Source organism: Bartonella sp. M0192, from assembly GCF_016102305.1.
Taxonomy (GTDB): domain Bacteria; phylum Pseudomonadota; class Alphaproteobacteria; order Rhizobiales; family Rhizobiaceae; genus Bartonella; species Bartonella apihabitans.
In genome coordinates this window covers 1,679,634-1,698,691 of sequence record NZ_JACFOU010000001.1, presented here as the reverse complement: position 1 = coordinate 1,698,691, position 19,058 = coordinate 1,679,634, and the positions used below count along the sequence as shown (strand labels likewise).

The window sequence follows — 19,058 nt, the reverse complement described above, 5'->3', positions numbered from 1 at the left end:
TAAGGCGCTGATATGTCGAAAAATAAACTGGAACAAGTTCAAGAGATAAAAGAAAGTTTAAATGATTTTTCTGAAAAAATATTCAAACTTGTTGGCTTAGACTCTGAAACAAAAATAGAGGTATTGTCAAAACAAATTAATGATAGCATCAGAAGAGTCAAGTATGTGAAGTATTTGACAAATGCAAAAATTGTTCACGAGAGAATGGAACCGTCATCGGAATTATTCGATCCCTTGAAAGCTGCAGTTCTGATGACGAGGCAGGGGAATATAGATGAAGCTTGCTGGTTAGTTTTCCTAGCTGTGCACTTTGGAAAACATTCAAAAAACAAGTGGCGTCTAGTCCGAAAGATATATGGAAAGTTAGGTTCGTCGGACCATTGGTGTTGGAATTCTATTAAAGGCGATCTTAAGGCTTTTAGTAATTGGTTCAATGATAATATTCGTCATTTTGATAATGAAAGGTTTAGTAATCATCGTAAATATGAGAGCCTAAAAGATACGGTAAAAGTGCTGGCGAGCTATGTTAATTGGGTGCAATCGTGTGGCGGACATGATAATATGATCCGTGATATTCATAGGCAGGTTGGACAAAATCCGCGGGAAGTTTTTGATCAGCTTTATAAAAATATGAATAAAGTCACGAGGTTTGGGAGACTGGCTAAGTTTGACTATCTAACAATGTTAGGAAAGTTAGGAATTTTTCCTATAGAACCGGGATCAGCCTATTTGAAGGATAATGCAACTGGTCCAATTCGCGGTGCAAGGTTATTATTTGAAGGAGATGTAAACGCACAAATTTCCCCAGCGAAACTGGAGGAGCTTTTAAAAAAAATTGACGACCATTTGCATGTAGGCATGCAAGTGTTAGAAGATTCATTATGCAACTGGCAAAAAAGTCCTGAGGTCTATACCTTGTTTAGAGGATAAGCTTCAAAGGAATTCACTCCATTTGTACCGCCGTTTCAGGTGATTCAGTTGGTTGGCTTTGATACGGCCAGAATGTTGAAGTTGCCCAACTACAATACCGCTTGAAATGCCTATTTGACTAGCCAGACGTAATATATCCTTCGTTTTTACGTTGACCGTTCTAAGCCGATCTTTAAAACGTTCTGGAATTAAAGTCTGTTCTGAAAATAAATTTGCCTCTATTTCTTCGTTGGATGATACATCGCTATTGTCTTCTAAAAAAAGTGGAGTTTCTCTATGTAGGATCAAGTGTCCAATTTCATGAAAAAAAGTAAACCAAAAATGATCGTCAGACTTATATCTCATACTGAGTACAATTTGAGCTTTCTTTTCCGATAAAAATCGTGTTGCTCCGCTGGCCTTACAACCTTTAGGAGCACTTATGATTGTCAATACAATCCCGCAGTTTGCACAAATTCGTTTCAAGTCAGGTATGAATAGCGCTGGATCCTTGCGCCTTGTTAGTTTCCTCATATTTTGAATATTAGATTTTAAAATATCGACATCCCAGTCAGAACATACAACATTTTCTGCTTTTATTTCAGCCCACCTCAGCCATGCAGTCACAGCTGCAGGATTAGATATATATGTGGGCGAGGTTCTGAAGGCTGCGACAGCATTAAATTTTAAATATCTATTATTCCAATCTTTTGCCGATTTTATGTTAAAGAAAGATTTCATTTTTTCGATGACATTTTTGGTATTGGTTGTTGTCGGTAACCAACCCAATTTTTTCATTTCATTTATAGGAAATGTAGATGCCCAAGAAAAATTTAATTCATCTATCAATTTGGGAGTTTTCTTCAGTCGAACAACTTCGTCTCTATATTTTTTTTCCCGATTTAGCCAAAAGTTAGGTGTCGAGCCAAAAAAACTGCTTAATTGAAGTGCTATATCTTGAGTTATAACTTCGTCACCACTTATGATTTTAAGTAGTACATTATCAGGAATATCTATTTCATTGGCTAATTCTTTATAATCGTATCCGGCTTTAACCATTAAGCGTTGAATGGTAGCCCCAGGCGGCGATACCCAATCTGGCAAAAAAGTATCAAGGCTTTTCATGATTAACACCTGTTATTTTAATATGTCGAATTTTACTGGGATCAAGAATAACATTTGATTTTGTCCGATTTATCAGATCATTAATCTTGAACTGAACACTTAAATTTGGACGAAGCTTTAATAAAATTTCGTCTGTAGCTATAAATAAAGCTTCATATCCAAATTTTATAATTTCATCCAGGGATTCTGCTGCCTCAAAATCACGAAAAACTGACATCAAATCATTAGCTAATTCGTCACCATACAAGTTTTTCAATTTTTTTGATGATTCAATTAAATCTCGCAATTGAAAAGTAGCGAAAGCAATTTCCATCCCCAGCCTTCATTTTGAATCAGCTAATGTTGGGAATTGAACATAGAACGCGAGTTTGTGCAATATCCATATATAACACGATGGCTAATTAATTCAGCATTCCTGAATTAAACCAACTATAAGTAACGTTTGATGATGGGGGTAACTTCTTTATTTCCATAAAACGCAGCTAATTTGAAAGAGTTATTGGCATTCCGTTTTGCGTTTGTTTTCTTCAATGTCAATGACTGTTCACACGAGTGCTACATATTCGAAGCGCATTACGAATTGTCAAAGGTTGTTCAGTGATATTTCCGGTTGTGGTGATGTCTAGATAAGAATTCAGATAAGGTAATGCTTGCACCTGCTTTTGCAGATTAATTGTGCAGAAACAGACTTGGTACTTGTCCATCAACAGTTGAAGATCACTTACCAACGCAAGATTTTAGAAAGCTGCGGAGGATTTCGTTGATAATTTCTAGTTTTTTCAAGAATTGGCGCCTTCTTGGACATCCATATGAATAACCGGCAACTAGTCAATTATATCGGCTAGTGGGCTTTTTACGGCCGGTCAACTGATGCAGCGTTCAATAGCTGTTGCTTGTCATGCATTGTCGGCGAGAGCCGTGTCGCATTGCTTTTGCGTAAAAATAATATTCGAAAGCATAGTTATAACATCTATCTTAAGCTACCTGATTGCCATAACTCATGTGATGATAAAACATGTACTAATGGTATAAATGTAGTTGATGGACCATCATGCGAATGTAACTGTAAGAATATTGCAAAATTGAATCGCATTGGCGCAACCTGCCTTGACAATCGACTTGTTGCCAAGAATTACCATAATGGTTTGGAATGCAGATTACTTCTTTTTCTACTCTTGACGTTTGTCGCGCAGCTCCAAGATGAAAGTCTTGCCTATCTGTAGATCAAATGACCTCTTGAACTATTGTCTTCGGCTTGTTGATATTAGCCAAGAAGAGCCGTGGTGATTGCCTCGTTGGCTTTTCTGAGCAATTCGGTAGCTACGCGCCCAAGCGCGTCTAGCCGTTTCAGAATTTAGTCTTTCGGCGCTGTCATGAGGCTTATGTAGTCGAAAAGGCTTTTCCGGAGTTGTGTTTGACTCATGCCAGATAGCATTGTCGAAACAAGATAGGCAGAAGGTTGGTCTTGGATGAAATTGTTATGAGCGAGGTGCCACTGTTGAGTGTGGCAAAAATAACCGAGTTCGCATCCATAATGGTGAAAAACTTTACCGCAAATCGATAAGAAGTGTTCGTTTTCAATGGATTTGAATGACAAGTTTGTGTCCGACAAACATCAAGATAGGCTGTGACCGTTTAATAAAAATAGCGAAAAGTAAAAATCGCTTAACTTCGCTTTGAAAAATAATACAACTCAATGATTTGAATATACAAAGGTGGTACGCCCAAGGGGATTTGAACCCCTGTTTCCGCCGTGAAAGGGCGGCGTCCTAACCACTAGACGATGGGCGCGTATCAGTGAGACGGCTTATAGAGAGGATATTTTTTAATCGCAAGCCCCCTTAAGCATTTTTTTTTAATTTTTTGCTGAACATGTCCAATTCCAATCGCGTTTTGGCCCCACATCGACATGGATTGATTGGTGACAATAGGTGCCTACACCACCTCGGTTGGGCAAAGCGCGTACAAATTTGGCAACTTCCCATTTGTTTGTGTCGGGAACCTGAATATCCGCCGCTGCACAGGACATATGCATGGAGCGTTTTGCGCCATTTACTTTTTGGTTATATGACGGACTACGATAGCCGGATGTTATAATAACCGGCTTGTTGAAGCGTCGTTCTATAGTTTTCAAGATAGCTACGAGTTGAGGTCTCAGGCATGAAACTTCAACATCTTTACGGGCTACTTTCAATCCATTTGGCAATGAACGGCCATAGATACTGACCGACGCGAGCGTGTAAAGCGAAGGCGAATCAATTTCGTTTGCATCAATGTCGGTATCATCATAGAGACTCGTACGATGTTTAATAACAATGCCACCATTGGGCCGAACCCCGGGTAAGTCGTCATTATATTCATGCGGATCTTTCTTCGGCAGCGGTACAAGTGCTGTTTTGGTTTCGCTATCAACCGGCTTATTACTCTTTTGGTTATCCGAACGACCGAATAGACGCATTAAACTTCCTTGTTTTTGGCTTTTAGCGTCGCGTTCAGGTGGTTGTCGTCTGTTGGAAGCGTCTTGTGAATCCTCCTCTGTAGAAGAATCACGAGAAACTGTTGTTTGGCCCGAGGGAGAAGTGGCACCATTATTATGTTGGGCTTCCGGTGCTGCTGTTGGTGTGTTTTGAGTGGGAGAAGATGCATCGGGCTGTGACGACTGTTCACTCGTCTTAGAGTCGGTTGTCGGCGGGGTATCGTTAGACGCAGCCGGTTTGGTCTTTTTTCCAAGAAATGAAAAAAGCGCGGTCTTTTTAGGTTTCGGCTCGTCGCCTGAAGCTGTTTCAGTTGCGGAACCGACAATAGCAACCCCTGAATTTCCCGTGGACGAGGAATGATTGTCCGCCGTTTTATTATCTGTCAGAGGTGTTTGTTGCGAAGATTCTCCCCCCTTATTATCGTGCGAGGGCGGTTGTGTCGGAAGCGGCACTTGTGCCGGTTGAGCACGACTTTGATCTGCGGCTATTTGATTGTTGTCGATTTCTTGAGCAGATTGAGGATTCACACCATTTGTAGCGGCAGGGTTACCCGAACCATTGTCTATTTGCGAGTTTTGAGTGCCGACTGCCTTTTCTATTCCGCCCATTCCCCCGTTATTGGCTGTACAGGCTGACAATGACAAAGCCGCCACCATGACCAGACCGGAACATAAAGAGCTGCCGTGAAAAAGATATGAGTGCTTTTTCTTCGGAAAAATGTCGGTATTTGCTAACAATCAGCAACCTTTCATTGCGGCCGAAGGCCTAACGCTTTTTCACTATCCTAAATAAACACTTCCAGTTGAAGTATCCGATCTCGCAAAAAAATGCGTCGAATTTATATTGAAAATAAAAAATTTTTATCACGTTGCGAGTCAAAATTGTAATCTATGACACTTTAACCACACAATTGCAGGAAAACAACAAAACTGCTCGAATATCTCCTATCCTCTCTTGACCTTGGCGTTGTGATAATCTCATGATAAAGAAAACATTTATGCAAGTGATGGGAAAATAGAATTAAGATGCACAGGCCTTTTAAAAGAAAGCACAGTATTGTTCTTACTATGATAGCAGTTGCCGTAATGGGCTGTGCTCGTGGCGCAGAATTTACCGCTCCGGAACAAGCAGGTGCCTCCCATCAAGAATCATATCCGCGATTTTCGGATAAACCCCGCGCTGCAACCGAACAATTTTCTGAAGTCGATAAACAATCTTTGACCGACCGGTTGGATTCGGAAGCGGCACGTCTGAAAAAAGTGCCGGGGCCATCCGCGAATAGTGCATCCAATTTGGCAAAAGCCAAGGACGATGCGCGTCGTGAGGCGGAAGAAACAGTCCGCCAGATCGAACAGAGTGGTAAACAGGATTAATCGTTCTTGGACCATATATGTTTGATCATTAAACTTTTAACATCAACTTTTTGACCGGATTAAAAAATGTCGGAAGAATTCCATAAAATTCGTCGTTTGCCGCCTTACGTATTCGAACAGGTTAACCGCCTGAAGGCAGCGGCGCGAGCGAAGGGGGCCGATATTATTGACCTCGGAATGGGGAATCCGGATTTGCCGACGCCGCAAAATATCGTCGATAAACTTTGCGAGGTTGTACAGGATCCCAGAACACACCGTTATTCCGCATCACGCGGCATTCCCGGATTGAGACGGGCACAAGCAAAATATTATGAACGCCGTTTCGGCGTAAAATTGGATCCTGATACGCAAGTCATCGCCACACTGGGTTCAAAAGAAGGGTTTGCAAATATGGCACAGGCAATTACTGCCCCCGGCGACGTTGTCTTGTGTCCGAACCCGACATATCCCATCCATTCGTTCGGTTTTATTATGTCTGGTGGGGTTATCCGCTCTATGCCTGCTTATCCGGGTGAAGAATTGCTCCGTGCGCTTGATCGCGCGGTCAAGCATTCGATCCCAAAGCCGATTGCTGTCATTCTGAATTACCCATCCAATCCCACTGCCTATATTGCGGATCTCGATTTTTATAAGGAAGTCGTTGATTTTGCCAAAAAGAATGAAATCATTCTGCTTTCTGACCTCGCTTATGCCGAGATCTATTTTGGAGACAAAGAGCCACCTTCAGTTTTACAAGTACCAGGTGCGATTGATGTTGCTGTCGAATTTACGTCAATGTCGAAAACTTTTTCAATGCCGGGTTGGCGCATGGGCTTTGCAGTGGGTAATGAACGATTGATTGCCGCTTTGACGCGCGTTAAATCCTATCTCGATTACGGGGCATTTACGCCAATTCAGGTTGCTGCGGCTTATGCATTGAACGGTGACGGATCGGATATTGCTTATGTGCGGTCGGTCTATAAAAAACGTCGTGATGTGATGGTCGAAAGTTTTCACCGTGCCGGATGGGACGTTCCTTCGCCTGAGGCGACTATGTTTGCATGGGCTCCGATACCGGAGCAATACAAGCATCTGGGTTCACTTGAATTTTCAAAATTGCTCATCGAAAAAGCCGATGTTGCGGTTTCTCCCGGAATTGGATTTGGTGAGCAGGGAGATGATTATGTCCGCATTGCACTTGTCGAGAACGAGCACCGTTTAAGACAGGCTGCGCGCAATATAAAGCGCTTCTTTTCTGACGAAAAAAACAAGGCAGCCTAACCAATGGTAAATGCGTTGAGGATCGGCATAGTCGGGCTTGGAACGGTCGGAAGTTCTGTTGTTCGTATATTGAAAGAGAAACAGGACTTGCTGACAAAACAATGTGGCAGGCCCATTGAAGTCGTGGCTGTGAGTGCACGTGACAGAACAAGAGAGCGTGGCATTGATCTTCAACACATTGAATGGGTCGATGACCCGTTGGTTCTGGCTGCAAGCGACAATATTGACGTTTTTGTCGAACTCATTGGCGGCGAGGAGGGGATTGCACGTTTTTGTGTCGAAGAAGCATTGAAACACGGTCACCATGTTGTAACAGCCAACAAGGCCTTGCTCGCTCGCCACGGGGTGGCGTTAGCAAAAATTGCCGAGAAAAAAGGCGTTCTTTTAAACTTCGAGGCAGCGGTTGCAGGGGGTATTCCCGTTATCAAGGCAATGCGCGAGTCGCTCTCGGGAAACAATGTTTCCAGAGTTTACGGTATTCTGAATGGTACATGTAATTACATTTTGACCCGGATGCTCGCAGAAGGAATTTCTTTTGAAGAATGTTTGAAGGAAGCTCAAAAACTGGGCTATGCCGAAGCTGATCCTACTTTCGATATCGAAGGCTTTGATACGGCGCACAAACTTGCTCTGCTGACAAGTTTGGCATTTGGTTGCGTCATTTCCGTCGACGACATCTATGTTGAAGGAATAAGCAATATATCACTTGCCGATATTCATGCGGCGGATGAGCTCGGTTACCGGATCAAGCTTCTTGGCGTAGCTGTAAAAACCGACACCGGTATTGAACAACGTGTGCACCCTACAATGGTGCCCACTTCTTCCGTTATTGCGCAAGTGCAAGGTGTCACAAATGCGGTTTCTATACAAACCGATCTTCTTGGTGAATTGCTGCTGTCGGGGCCCGGAGCCGGAGGGAACGCAACAGCATCGGCTGTCATCGGCGATATTGCCGATATTGCGAAATCTCATCCGGGTTTTCAACACGGACCTGTTTTCGGCACACCGGCTCAAGCTCTTGCACCTTATAAACGTGCACGGATGCGTGCCCATGCTGGGGGATATTTCATCCGTTTGACAGTCAATGACAAGATCGGTGTTTTTGCGACTGTCGCAAAACGTATGGCTGAAAATTCCATTTCACTGGAATCTATTGTCCAACGGCCACTTGCAGAAAATATACAACCGAATACGAAGAATATTGTTCTTGTGACACACGAAACAACCGAGTCGTCAGTGCGTAAAGCTTTGTCGTCCATTATGGAAGACGGGCACCTTATTGATAAGCCGCAAATGATACGCATAGAACGTCCGAACTAAAAATCGGGCGTTTTGACATTGGTTTGTGTAATGATCACTAATGTTATCAATTATAAGTCTTGAATTGATCATAATTCCTCTTGCGATAAACGTTAGTCTTTGCCAAAAGGCTATTATATAATGTTGCGCAACAACTTTAGCTTTTTTAACAATTACCCGATGGGATCAATCATATGTCGAACTCGGCTGACCGTACATTACATGGACTCAATCGTATTTTAACACTTGAGCTCGCTCGCGTTACCGAACGCGCGGCAGTGGCCGCCGCACGCATTCGTGGATGTGGAGATGAAAAGGCAGCCGATCAGGCAGCCGTTGATGCGATGCGCAAAGAATTGAACCGTCTACCGATAGATGGTACGGTTGTTATCGGTGAAGGAGAACGCGATGAAGCTCCTATGCTCTATATCGGTGAAAAGGTAGGTACCAAGGAAGGTCCGTCTGTCGATATAGCGCTCGATCCTCTGGAAGGAACAACCATATGCGCGAAGAACTTGCCTAATTCGTTAGCTGTTATTGCTATGGCGGAAAAAGGCAATTTGCTCTATGCACCGGATGTTTACATGGAGAAGATCGCTATAGGCCCAGGATATCCCAAAGGCCTTGTTGACATAGATGCAAGCCCTGTTGACAATATCAATGCACTAGCCAAGGCAAAAGGCGTCAAGCCGAATATGATTACAGCTTGTATCATGGATAGGCCTCGGCACGCCAAACTTATTGAAGCAGTACGCACAACCGGTGCATCAATCCGCTTGATTGGTGACGGCGATGTCGCAGGCATTATTCATACAACCGATCCCGATGAAACCGGTATTGATATTTATATGGGGATAGGTGGCGCACCGGAAGGTGTGCTGGCTGCAGCGGCTTTGCGATGCATTGGTGGGCAGATGCAAGGTCGTTTACAATTGAACACGCAAGAAAAAATCGACCGTGCTGCCAAAATGGGCGTAAAAGACCCGAACAAAGTTTACACCATGGAAGAAATGGCAAAGGGTGATGTACTGTTTGCAGCGACCGGCGTTACGGACGGAAACCTGCTTTCCGGCGTAAAATTTGCCAAAAATTATATTCAAACAGATACAATTGTAATGCGTTCACATACGGGCACAATTCGTAATATCATTGCCCGCCATCAGGACATGAAAAAGTTCGACTGATCCGGATGAATTGAACCGGCATTGCCGGTGAATGATGCACTTACATTATTCCGAAGGCGTATTTCGATTGTGAAATACGCCTTTTTTTGCATATCGGTTCCATCAAGAAACGGGAACACGTTTTGCCACTATTTTACGAGGTAACAGCGGCGGTTTTTTAAATATCGACGATGTTCTCTGAATATACCGGACGCTTTGTTTGATTATTTGACAGATAACAAACTGCATTTTGGCAAAACAACAACTTGCGTAATCGCTTTATATTTTTCAGTAATTAGTGAGGCAAACGAATAAGGAGAAGCGTTCACACCTCATAAATTACCGGAAAGTTATTTTTCAAATTAAATAGTTTGGCGTTGTGTATATTAATATAGGGCTCAAAAGTAGAGTTATTCTATAATGCTATTTTCGACAAATTCATGATAACGTTTTTAACAAATTAAATATAATTACTAACGTAATTTCCAAGTAAATAATTTTTTATATAAATATATTCATAAATGTGTGTCCGATAATAACTAATTAGTAAAAATATATTTATTTATGAAAATAATTGCCTAATTTTAAAGTTGATAAAAGGCTTTCCATCGTGGCAAGGATATTAAATCGAATTCGTTTCAGCAATATCACATGAATGAAGACAGTTAAACGCAAAAAAGTGCAGCCTATTCAGGCTGCACTTTCAATATGCTACAAACAATACGCAAGAAAATCAGTCGACTTTTACAGTCTTAACCCAACCATAGGGATCTTTTGCTTCACCTTTTTGAATATGAATGAGTTGCTCACGTAATTTCTGGGTTATTTCGCCGCCATTCCCGTTACCAATGACGGTTTCTCCATCTTCATATTTGAATACACCGATTGGCGTTATCACAGCGGCGGTACCACATGCGAATACTTCTTTGAGGTGACCGCTTTTTGCGTCTTTTTTGAGTTCGTCGAAGGAATAGCTGCGTTCTTCGACTTTCATGCCATTATCCTTGGCGAGCTGCAAAATCGACATCCTCGTTACGCCGTGCAGAATTGTTCCATCAAGTTTAGGGGTAATCAAGCGATTATCATCCATAACAAAACAGACATTCATACCACCCAGTTCTTCAATCCATTTGCGTTCAACAACATCAAGGAACAGAACCTGATCGCAACCATTTTTTTCGGCGTTGATTTGGGCAAGAAGACTGGAGGCATAATTGCCGCCGCATTTTGCTTCACCTGTGCCGCCGGGGCCAGCACGACTGAACTCGGTATCGAGCCAAACACTGACCGGTTTCGTCGAACCGCTTTTGAAATAAGACCCGACTGGTGACGCAATAACACTAAAAATATATTCATTGGCCGGATGAACACCTAAAAAGGCTTCATTGGCGAACATAAAAGGACGAAGATACAAACTGGAGTCAGGTGTTTCCGGAATCCAATTACGATCAATTTTTACAAGTTCACTGATTGCTGCAAGGAATACATCTTTGCCGATTGGTGGCATGGCCAGTCGTATTGCCGAATTATGAAAACGTTCTGCATTTGCTTCCGGACGAAAAAGGAGGATGCGACCATCATGAGCGCGATAGGCTTTTAATCCCTCAAAAATTTCCTGCCCATAGTGAAGAATTGCACTTGCCGGGTCAATCTGAAAAGGTTTGCGTGCAGTTATAACTGCGTCGTGCCAACCTTTGTCAGTCGACCATTGCACCACTGCCATGTGGTCGCTGAACACGCGACCAAATCCAGGATTCTTCAATAGTTCCGCACGCTTTTCAGCGCTAACGGGATTGGGATTTTTTTTTATTTTAAATGGAAGAACAGTACTGGAACCTGTCATGACAATAACCTTTTGAAATCTATCTTTCCTTATTGCACACCTTTAACAATTAACAATTTTGGTCGTGCAATAAGGTTTGAACATTAAAATTTGTTTGGCATCTGTGTCAACGATTTTAGATCTTTTCGAGGCTGGAAGAACAACATTGTGAAATCTTTTTCGCATTTGAAGAACGAAGATTTTCAAGTTGTTATCTGCAAACAAAGAAAATTGTTTAGTCCTAATATAACCGACGGATTATCGGCTTTAACGGATTTTTCAAAAATAACGAAAATGGTAAAATTACAGAAACGGTAACTTATTAATTAATTCGTGATTTCTCGATATTGAACTTGAATTATCAATTTACGAGTCGTGATTGAGACAACCACATCCTGATGTTTTATGATCGGATTTTTCAATTCCATTGACATGCTGAGTAGTCGTTATTGTCGACGATGTCGAAAATAACTTTTCCGGAGAAATAGTGGTAATAGTAAATAACCGGTTACAAGACTTTTTTTAGAGAAATAATAAAAAATATAGAAAATAATAAAATATTTTATATTTTAAATTATAAAGAAATTTTCAATAAGAATAGAATTCTTAAACAAACGATTTTTCAAATTTTCAGGTTTCTTAATTATTTATTTCTGCTTTTTTAACTTTGCGACTACAAAAAATCGGACAAAGATTAAATTCCGTTCAGGGCAGGATGCGTTTTGAATTGTCAATGATAGTCGCTTTATTAGGAAAAAGGAAAATTTGCCTGACAAGAAGCGGAAATTTCCCAAACAAATAACCCATTAGTTCATCAACATTGGAAAATGGCTATTTCCTAAAGCTATTTTCCAACGAAGCAATTTCCTTTTTGGCTTTTGATGCGCTCGCAAATACTGATTGCATTCTCGCGCGGTCCTACCTGTACTCTTACCCGATAATAGGTACCTTTACCCGGTATCGAAGCTGGCTCTATGCTCAATGGAAGCGAGCCGATTAAAGCGCCGAATGAATTTTTCGCGTTATTCAATGATGCGACAGCCGATTCCTTTGTTGGTTGGGAAGCTATCTGGACATAATATCCGCCTGATCCGACGCTCGCCATTGGTGTGACGTTCGCACTTTTCGCTGGTGCAACCGGCTTGGACGCAGCTGAAGATTCCTCTGACAAATCGGCTGTTTGTACTGGTTGTGCCTGCTTTTTCGTTTGCGGTGTCTTTACCGAATTAAAAATATCACTTTCGTTTTCTGAATTATTCACATTGGCAGACGCATTATTTTTTTCATTAGATTTTGCGTCATCGTTGATGATTTTTGCAAGTTCCGAATCCGTTGTTGACGTTTCGGTATTGGATTGCGAGTTGGTTGTTGATGAAGTCGGATTAACCGCATTCGGAGATTTCGTCGCGCCAATTGCTGCCTCGGCGTGTGAATTTTCAGTATCCGAATTATCAGCATTCTTTTCAGCATTGTCCGCCGAATTACTTGGAGAAATTGTTCCGTCCGGATTTACGACGACAGATTGCACTTCTCGAGTGGGAACAGTTTGATCCGAAGCGGCTGTGATTGCATCCTCGACATTGGAAGGGTCAGAAAAAGAGTCAACACTATCAGGCACATTATTCAAGGCCGTTATATCTTCCGGAGTTTCCGAATGGTCAACGAGTTTGTCCTGATTTTCTTTCGAAGTATCGTCTGCTCCGTTTGCATGGTTATAAACGTCCTGATTATTCGATGTATCGTGATTGTTGGAAGTCTGTTCTGCCTGTATCTTATATGGAGCCTCGTCGGCATGGATAACGGTTGACTGACCATCACTATTATAAGGGAGAAAATACTTCGATGCAGCATAACCGCCACCGACAGCAATAAACAAAACAACGCCGCCAATGGTCAATTTTCTTACAAAAGAGCTTGACCGTTTTTGATTTTGCAGACTCTCTAAAGGTAGATTTTCATCCGGCTGAGTAGGGGCTTCTGTCGGGTAATTCGTGTATGAACCGGCATTATCATAATTTGCTTGTTCTAAATCAGCTTCTTCAAAAGATTGCTGTTTTTTTAAATTATAACCTGATTGTGCATAGGCATCGGCAAAAAAATCGTCCTGCTCGGCCGCTTTATTTGCGCTTTCCTGCTTATTTCCAACGCTGAATACATCAGCAAATTCGTTTTCAAGAGCATCGCCTTGTTGTGCCGTCTCTTCTTCAGCATAGGGAATGTCGGGAACATCAACCGGCTCGGTTGTTTCGACGACGTTTTCAGCAAAATTGTATGTATCTACATCTGGCGGAAGGTCGCCATTTTTGTCATTTCCATATTGTAAATTTTCATCGTTTCCAGAGACCGGGCTAGATTGATATGAATAGTCGTCTTGTCCATGCTCCTCTAAAACCGGTTGAGAAATTTGCGCCTGTTGATTTTGTACATATTGCGGCTGAAAATCATTATTTTGATTTTTGGACGGTTCCGGCTCCTGCTGGTTTAAAGATTGCGCATATTGATCTTGTTCAGGTGCAAAATTTCCTTCTTGTTGCTGCTCGTCGGTGGACATTTGAGGTGCGGGAGGATTGACAATAACATTTTCGCCCGTTGACAAATCTTCAAGATCAAATGCAGCAATGTTATGTTGTTCACCTACGGATGCCGAAGGTGACTGGTTGCGGTCTAATAATTGCGTATCCGAATTCTGATTATATGAATTCGCATAATCTGTGTCGCGGCCATAAACATTATCTTCCAACGGATCATGATTATCAAAAAAACTTTCGTCCGCTGCTGTTACATCGGCGGCTGGCGGCGTATAAGGCAAGGGCGATTGGGTATTTCCAACATTTTGCGGAGCAGTATTGTTCGCTCCCATTGCCTCTCCGGAGTGCAAAGGCGGCTGCATTTGCTGTGGATTATAGTTTTGCGTAACGGTACTTCCAAACGGTTCCGGATCGTTTGCAGCTGGATTGTTTACTTCCGCATTGTTAACTGCCGCATATTGATTGGAATATCCGTATTGATCGTTATTTGATTGAACCGGATTAGTCTCTTGTTGAGATACATAAGCCGAAAAACTATTGCCTGTATCAGCCGGATTAGCGTTATTGTCAAAGCTTTCAAGGGGCGCATTCACAAGGAGATTTTCCAGCTCCTTGTCAAATTTCATTTCATCGAAAGCGGGATATTGTTGCGTCGTTTGTTGTTCTTGAACGGGTGCCGTCGTCGGCTGTGGGGAATACCGGGGTGAGCTATCCGGTGAAGTAAATTGCCCCGCAGCGTTCGGTGCGTATTGATGTGGATATTCACCCGCAACTTGTCTCACAGCCGAAGCTGTATCGGGTGCTAGCGCCGATGGTTGATTATAGTTGTTTTGAGGAGGTGTCGGCAAAACAGGATCAGGTTCGCTTCTATTCTGGAATGTGGGCGAGTCTGCATTCCGCTCAGGCACAAAATCGAAGTCTTCCGGTAGAGTGCTATTTAGCGGCGCACCAGGGGATTGATTAAAACCTTGCCTGGGTAAAATAGGTTCGTCACCAATCGGAAGATCAGGTGGCATGTCGAGCTGATCATCGTTGTACGTGTTCGGCGCACCCGCAACATTCTCTGGTGTGCGTGCTTGTGGAGTGAACGAGGGAGCATCATAAAGTTCATTAAACGGCAAACCTGCTCCGCCTGCCGTTGAAGGTGACTGTTGTTGGTCGGCTCCGGGCAGAAAATCCAGATCGTCATTCACATTTTGCTGCGTCGAACCGATATCGTCCTGAGGATAGGGAGAGTTTTGCGCCTGCGGGGCTTCTGGCGCCGCACCAGTGTCCAAAAATGATAAATCGGCGTCATCGGGATTATTTGTCTCAGGTGCAGGTGTTACATTTGCACTGGTTTCCGGGTTAGACGGCCGATTAGATTCATTGTTCCCATTGGGATTGAAATCCAGATTGAATAAACGTGTCAGCTCAAGCAGCGGATCGTTGCTTTGTTGAGCCTGCCCTTCGGGACGAAAGGCATTACGATTATTATCTGTCATAGCTTTTCCTACGTGGTCGGTTACGCAATCAATTGTTTATTGCATTCTGCCGTATATTAAGCGGATTCTTTTTAAAAACCAATATTCTGCTTTAATATCATATATATGAAATGAATATATTACACGCAAGACGGGTGTTACCAGATGGCATTAAAGTGTTGTTCGTCACCGCATCTCAACTGGCGCGTCAACACCGATTATTCCCAAGCCCGATGATAGTACACTGGAGACCGCACGAATCAGTCCCAATCTTGCCAATGACAAATTCATATCGTTTAGCGCGACAAATCGCAACTGTTCATTCTCTGCCCCTTTATTCCAATGCCCATGGAAGCTTGATGCCAAATCGTATAGATAAAATGCCAAACGGTGCGGTTCATAATTCTTTGTCGCCTGTTCGACAATACGGGGATATTCAGCCAGCTTCTTTATAAGTGCGATTTCGCCGGAATCACTAAGCATATCGAGGTGACCCGTCAGATCGTCGACCGACGGATTCTTGATATTCAGTTGTTCTTCGGCTTTGTGAAAAGCCGAGTGGCAGCGGGCACTTGCATATTGGACATAAAATACCGGGTTGTCTTTTGATTGTTCGGTTACTTTGGCAAAATCAAAGTCCAATGGCGCATCGCTTTTACGGAAAATCATCATAAAACGTACTGGATCGCGTCCCACTTCGTCGACCACATCTCTCAAGGTCACAAAAGAACCCGCACGCTTGGACATAACAACCGGTTGCCCGTCGCGAAACAACTTTACGAGTTGGCAGAGCAATGCTGTCAACTTGGCCTTGCCGCCGGAAATAGCTTTTGCAACAGCTTGCAAGCGCTTGACATATCCTCCGTGATCGGCACCGAGAACATAAATCATTTCATTGAACTGGCGTTCGAATTTGTTGCGGAAATAGGCAACATCCGCCGCAAAATAGGTATATGACCCATCCGATTTGATTAATGGTCTGTCCTGATCATCACCGACTTCGGTGGAACGGAACAGAGTCTGTTCACGGTCTTCCCAATCTTCCGAAGCTTGTCCTTTCGGAGGAGGGAGGGTTCCCTTATAAACATAGCCTTTCAACGTAAGATCGTTGATGGTACTGCGTATCGCTTTTGCATTGTCTGCATGCAACGTCTTTTCGGAAAAAAAGACGTCATGGTGAATGTTGAGAGCAGCAAGATCGTCGCGGATCATCCGCATCATGGCATCAACCGATCTCTCTTTTATAAGAGGCCACCTTTCATCTTCCGGCATTTCAAGAAGCTTGTTACCAAATTCTTTGGCTAAAGCCTGTCCCAAAGGCACCAGATAATCGCCAGGATATAATCCCTCGGGTATTTTTGCGATATTTTCACCCAGCGCTTCGCGATAACGCAAGAAAACGGATTTTGCCAATACATCAATTTGGCCACCCGCATCATTAATGTAATATTCTTTTACGACATCATGACCGGTAAACGAGAGAAGATTGGCAAGCACATCACCTACCACGGCTCCTCTGCAATGACCGACATGCATCGGACCCGTCGGATTGGCTGAAACATATTCAACATTGACTTTTTTACCGACACCGATATCCGAGCGACCAAATGTAGGACCCGATTTTATTATGGTTTTCAGCATGTTGCGCCAAAAATCATCCGTAAGGCGCAGATTGATGAAACCGGGGCCCGCAACGTTGACAGATTCAATATCGTTGTCGGATTCGAGAAGATTTACGAGCTTTTCGGCCAAAACACGAGGATTACAGCCGACAGCTTTCGAAAGAACCATAGCGGCATTTGTCGCAAGATCACCATGTGACGGGTCACGTGGTGCTTCAACGCTTATTCGATTTAAATCAAGTGGTTGGCCATCTTTTGATTTAATATCAGACTGTTGCAGCAGTTCCTTAATCTTCTGTTCGAATGTGTTGAAAATATTCATCATGAAAATCCGTATTGTTGTCACCTTCGTTTAAGACAAATAGGTCTCGCGGTCAAACAATCGTCGATATTCTCTTTGTGCATAATTGTCTGTCATACCGGAAAGAAAATCGGAAATTACGCGCGCGCGCCTAGTAACGTCTCCATCACCGGTTGCCTGATACCAATCATCGGGCATTGCTTGCGGCGTTTTGAAATAAAAATCGAAAAGGTTGGCAACAATTTTTTCTGCTTCGCGCCTTCGTTCCCATACATATTCATGATGATAGAGGTTTTTGTATAAAAACTTTTTCAAGTGTTTTTCCTTCGTAGCCATAGAGGAGGAAAAATTTACCAGTTGTCGTCCTGCAGCGTGAACATCATCGACGTTCGTTGGCGCGGCTTCGGCAATAAGTTCAAACGAGTGTTGAATGACATCTTCGACCATTAACGTGATCTGGCGTCTAACGACTTCATAACCGGTTCTTGTCTTATCAAGATCGGGATATTCACTTTTTATCGACCCGAGGATACCGGCTGTTAGTTCGACGTCTTCCAGTTGCTTCAAACTTAAAAGGCGGGCACGTAGCCCGTCATCAATGTCATGAGCGTTATAGGCAATATCGTCGGCAATGGCGGCACATTGGGCCTCAAGACTGGCAAAACGGTCAAGTTCCAGATCCTGATGTTCATTATATTCTGCGACTGCAAGCGGTATTGACGAATTGGTGGCCGCCGACCCCGCAAGCGGGCCATTATGTTTGGCCAGTCCCTCAAGAGTTTCCCAAGTGAGATTTAGACCATTGAATTTCGGATAGCGGTGTTCGAGAGATGTAACAATCCGTAAGCCTTGGGCATTATGGTCAAAACCACCGTAAAGTTTCATCCTTTCATTCAAAGCATCTTCGCCGGCATGACCGAATGGCGTATGGCCAAAATCATGAACCAGCGCGATAGCTTCTGCCAAATCTTCATCAAGACGTAATGCCCGTGCCAATGCACGGGCTATTTGCGAAACTTCGATTGTATGCGTCAAACGTGTCCGATAAAGGTCACCTTCATCAGCTATAAAGACCTGTGTTTTGTGGTTCAGACGCCGAAAAGCATTTGAATGGATTATTCTGTCGCGATCCCGCTGGAAAGGTGTGCGCGTAGGGCTTTCAGGTTCATAAAACAAACGTCCACGGCTTTTTGCCGGATCGCTGGCATAGGGCGCTCGCGGCCGATAACCAAAGCCTATATTTTTTATATCCATTGCAACTTTTCCGATCGAGACCTAGATTCATCAGAAAATATCTCTTATCTGATATTCAAGTTTACGAAAACAGTTTAACGCAAGGAAATTTTGATTATGGGCGTTGAAGTTACAAATTCGGCGATCAAGCGCATAGCGCGGATTTTGGCGGGAGAACCTGACAAGACAGCTTTGCGCATTTCCGTTGAAGGTGGCGGGTGTTCCGGTTTTTCTTATAAATATGATCTGGTAAACGAAGCCCCAGCCGACGACGATCTGGTCATAGAAAAAGATGGCGCAAAGATATTTATTGATTCGGTGTCATTGCCTTTAATGGATGGTTCTGAAATAGATTTCGTCGATGACCTGATGGGGCAGGCATTTAAAATAAACAACCCCAATGCCGTATCTTCGTGTGGCTGTGGAGCCAGTTTTTCGATATAGTCCGGTTAACAATGAAAAGCACCTGATATGCTTTTCAGT

Annotated in this window: 13 protein-coding genes and 1 tRNA gene; 6 read left to right on the top strand and 8 right to left on the bottom strand. The window is 43.1% G+C overall.

Annotation, left to right across the window (positions count from 1 at the left end; genetic code table 11):
• Nucleotides 1–12: 12 nt before the first annotated feature.
• On the top strand, nt 13–930 hold the full coding sequence (locus H3S82_RS07370) for a hypothetical protein (RefSeq protein ID WP_198232006.1): 918 nt from the start codon (nt 13–15) through the stop codon (nt 928–930).
• A gap of 3 nt (nt 931–933) precedes the next feature.
• On the opposite strand, the gene H3S82_RS07365 is transcribed toward H3S82_RS07370, so the two are convergent.
• From H3S82_RS07365 to H3S82_RS07350, 4 genes are all read right to left on the bottom strand, one after another.
• Nucleotides 934–2,034, bottom strand: coding sequence for an ImmA/IrrE family metallo-endopeptidase (locus tag H3S82_RS07365; protein WP_198232007.1), 1,101 nt, complete (start codon nt 2,032–2,034; stop codon nt 934–936).
• Entirely contained in the window at nt 2,021–2,347 is a 327-nt protein-coding gene (locus H3S82_RS07360) for a hypothetical protein (RefSeq protein WP_198232008.1), read from the bottom strand. The genes H3S82_RS07365 and H3S82_RS07360 overlap by 14 nt, the downstream gene beginning before the upstream one ends.
• Nucleotides 2,348–3,750: 1,403 nt before the next feature.
• A tRNA-Glu gene (locus tag H3S82_RS07355) sits at nt 3,751–3,825 on the bottom strand.
• A 64-nt stretch (nt 3,826–3,889) separates the two neighbouring features.
• Nucleotides 3,890–5,248, bottom strand: a complete 1,359-nt coding sequence (locus tag H3S82_RS07350) for a D-Ala-D-Ala carboxypeptidase family metallohydrolase (RefSeq protein WP_246785249.1) — start codon at nt 5,246–5,248, stop codon at nt 3,890–3,892.
• A gap of 330 nt (nt 5,249–5,578) precedes the next feature.
• Between H3S82_RS07350 and H3S82_RS07345 the strand changes: the two genes are divergently transcribed.
• From H3S82_RS07345 to glpX, 4 genes are all read left to right on the top strand, one after another.
• Entirely contained in the window at nt 5,579–5,884 is a 306-nt protein-coding gene (locus H3S82_RS07345; RefSeq protein ID WP_078039562.1) for a hypothetical protein, read from the top strand.
• A 66-nt stretch (nt 5,885–5,950) separates the two neighbouring features.
• A complete protein-coding gene (locus tag H3S82_RS07340; protein ID WP_078039561.1) occupies nt 5,951–7,144 on the top strand; it encodes an LL-diaminopimelate aminotransferase in 1,194 nt (397 codons plus the stop codon).
• 3 nt (nt 7,145–7,147) lie between these two features.
• Entirely contained in the window at nt 7,148–8,464 is a 1,317-nt protein-coding gene (locus tag H3S82_RS07335) for a homoserine dehydrogenase (RefSeq protein WP_077971599.1), read from the top strand.
• Between the two features lie 173 nt (nt 8,465–8,637).
• Nucleotides 8,638–9,627 (top strand): class II fructose-bisphosphatase, encoded by a 990-nt coding sequence (gene glpX, locus H3S82_RS07330; protein ID WP_077971598.1) that lies wholly within the window; start codon nt 8,638–8,640, stop codon nt 9,625–9,627.
• A 712-nt stretch (nt 9,628–10,339) separates the two neighbouring features.
• Here glpX and H3S82_RS07325 read toward each other — a convergent pair.
• From H3S82_RS07325 to H3S82_RS07310, 4 genes are all read right to left on the bottom strand, one after another.
• Nucleotides 10,340–11,449, bottom strand: coding sequence for a branched-chain amino acid aminotransferase (locus H3S82_RS07325; protein ID WP_198232009.1), 1,110 nt, complete (start codon nt 11,447–11,449; stop codon nt 10,340–10,342).
• Between the two features lie 823 nt (nt 11,450–12,272).
• Nucleotides 12,273–15,440, bottom strand: coding sequence for an SPOR domain-containing protein (locus H3S82_RS07320; protein WP_198232010.1), 3,168 nt, complete (start codon nt 15,438–15,440; stop codon nt 12,273–12,275).
• Nucleotides 15,441–15,605: 165 nt separating this feature from the next.
• The gene (gene argS, locus H3S82_RS07315; RefSeq protein WP_198232177.1) at nt 15,606–17,363 is read right to left on the bottom strand and encodes an arginine--tRNA ligase; all 1,758 of its coding nucleotides are present in this window, start codon (nt 17,361–17,363) and stop codon (nt 15,606–15,608) included.
• Between the two features lie 30 nt (nt 17,364–17,393).
• A complete protein-coding gene (locus H3S82_RS07310) occupies nt 17,394–18,596 on the bottom strand; it encodes a deoxyguanosinetriphosphate triphosphohydrolase (protein ID WP_198232011.1) in 1,203 nt (400 codons plus the stop codon).
• A 96-nt stretch (nt 18,597–18,692) separates the two neighbouring features.
• On the opposite strand from H3S82_RS07310, the gene H3S82_RS07305 reads away from it, so the two are divergent.
• Nucleotides 18,693–19,019, top strand: coding sequence for an iron-sulfur cluster assembly accessory protein (locus tag H3S82_RS07305; protein ID WP_210326698.1), 327 nt, complete (start codon nt 18,693–18,695; stop codon nt 19,017–19,019).
• Nucleotides 19,020–19,058 lie beyond the last annotated feature (39 nt).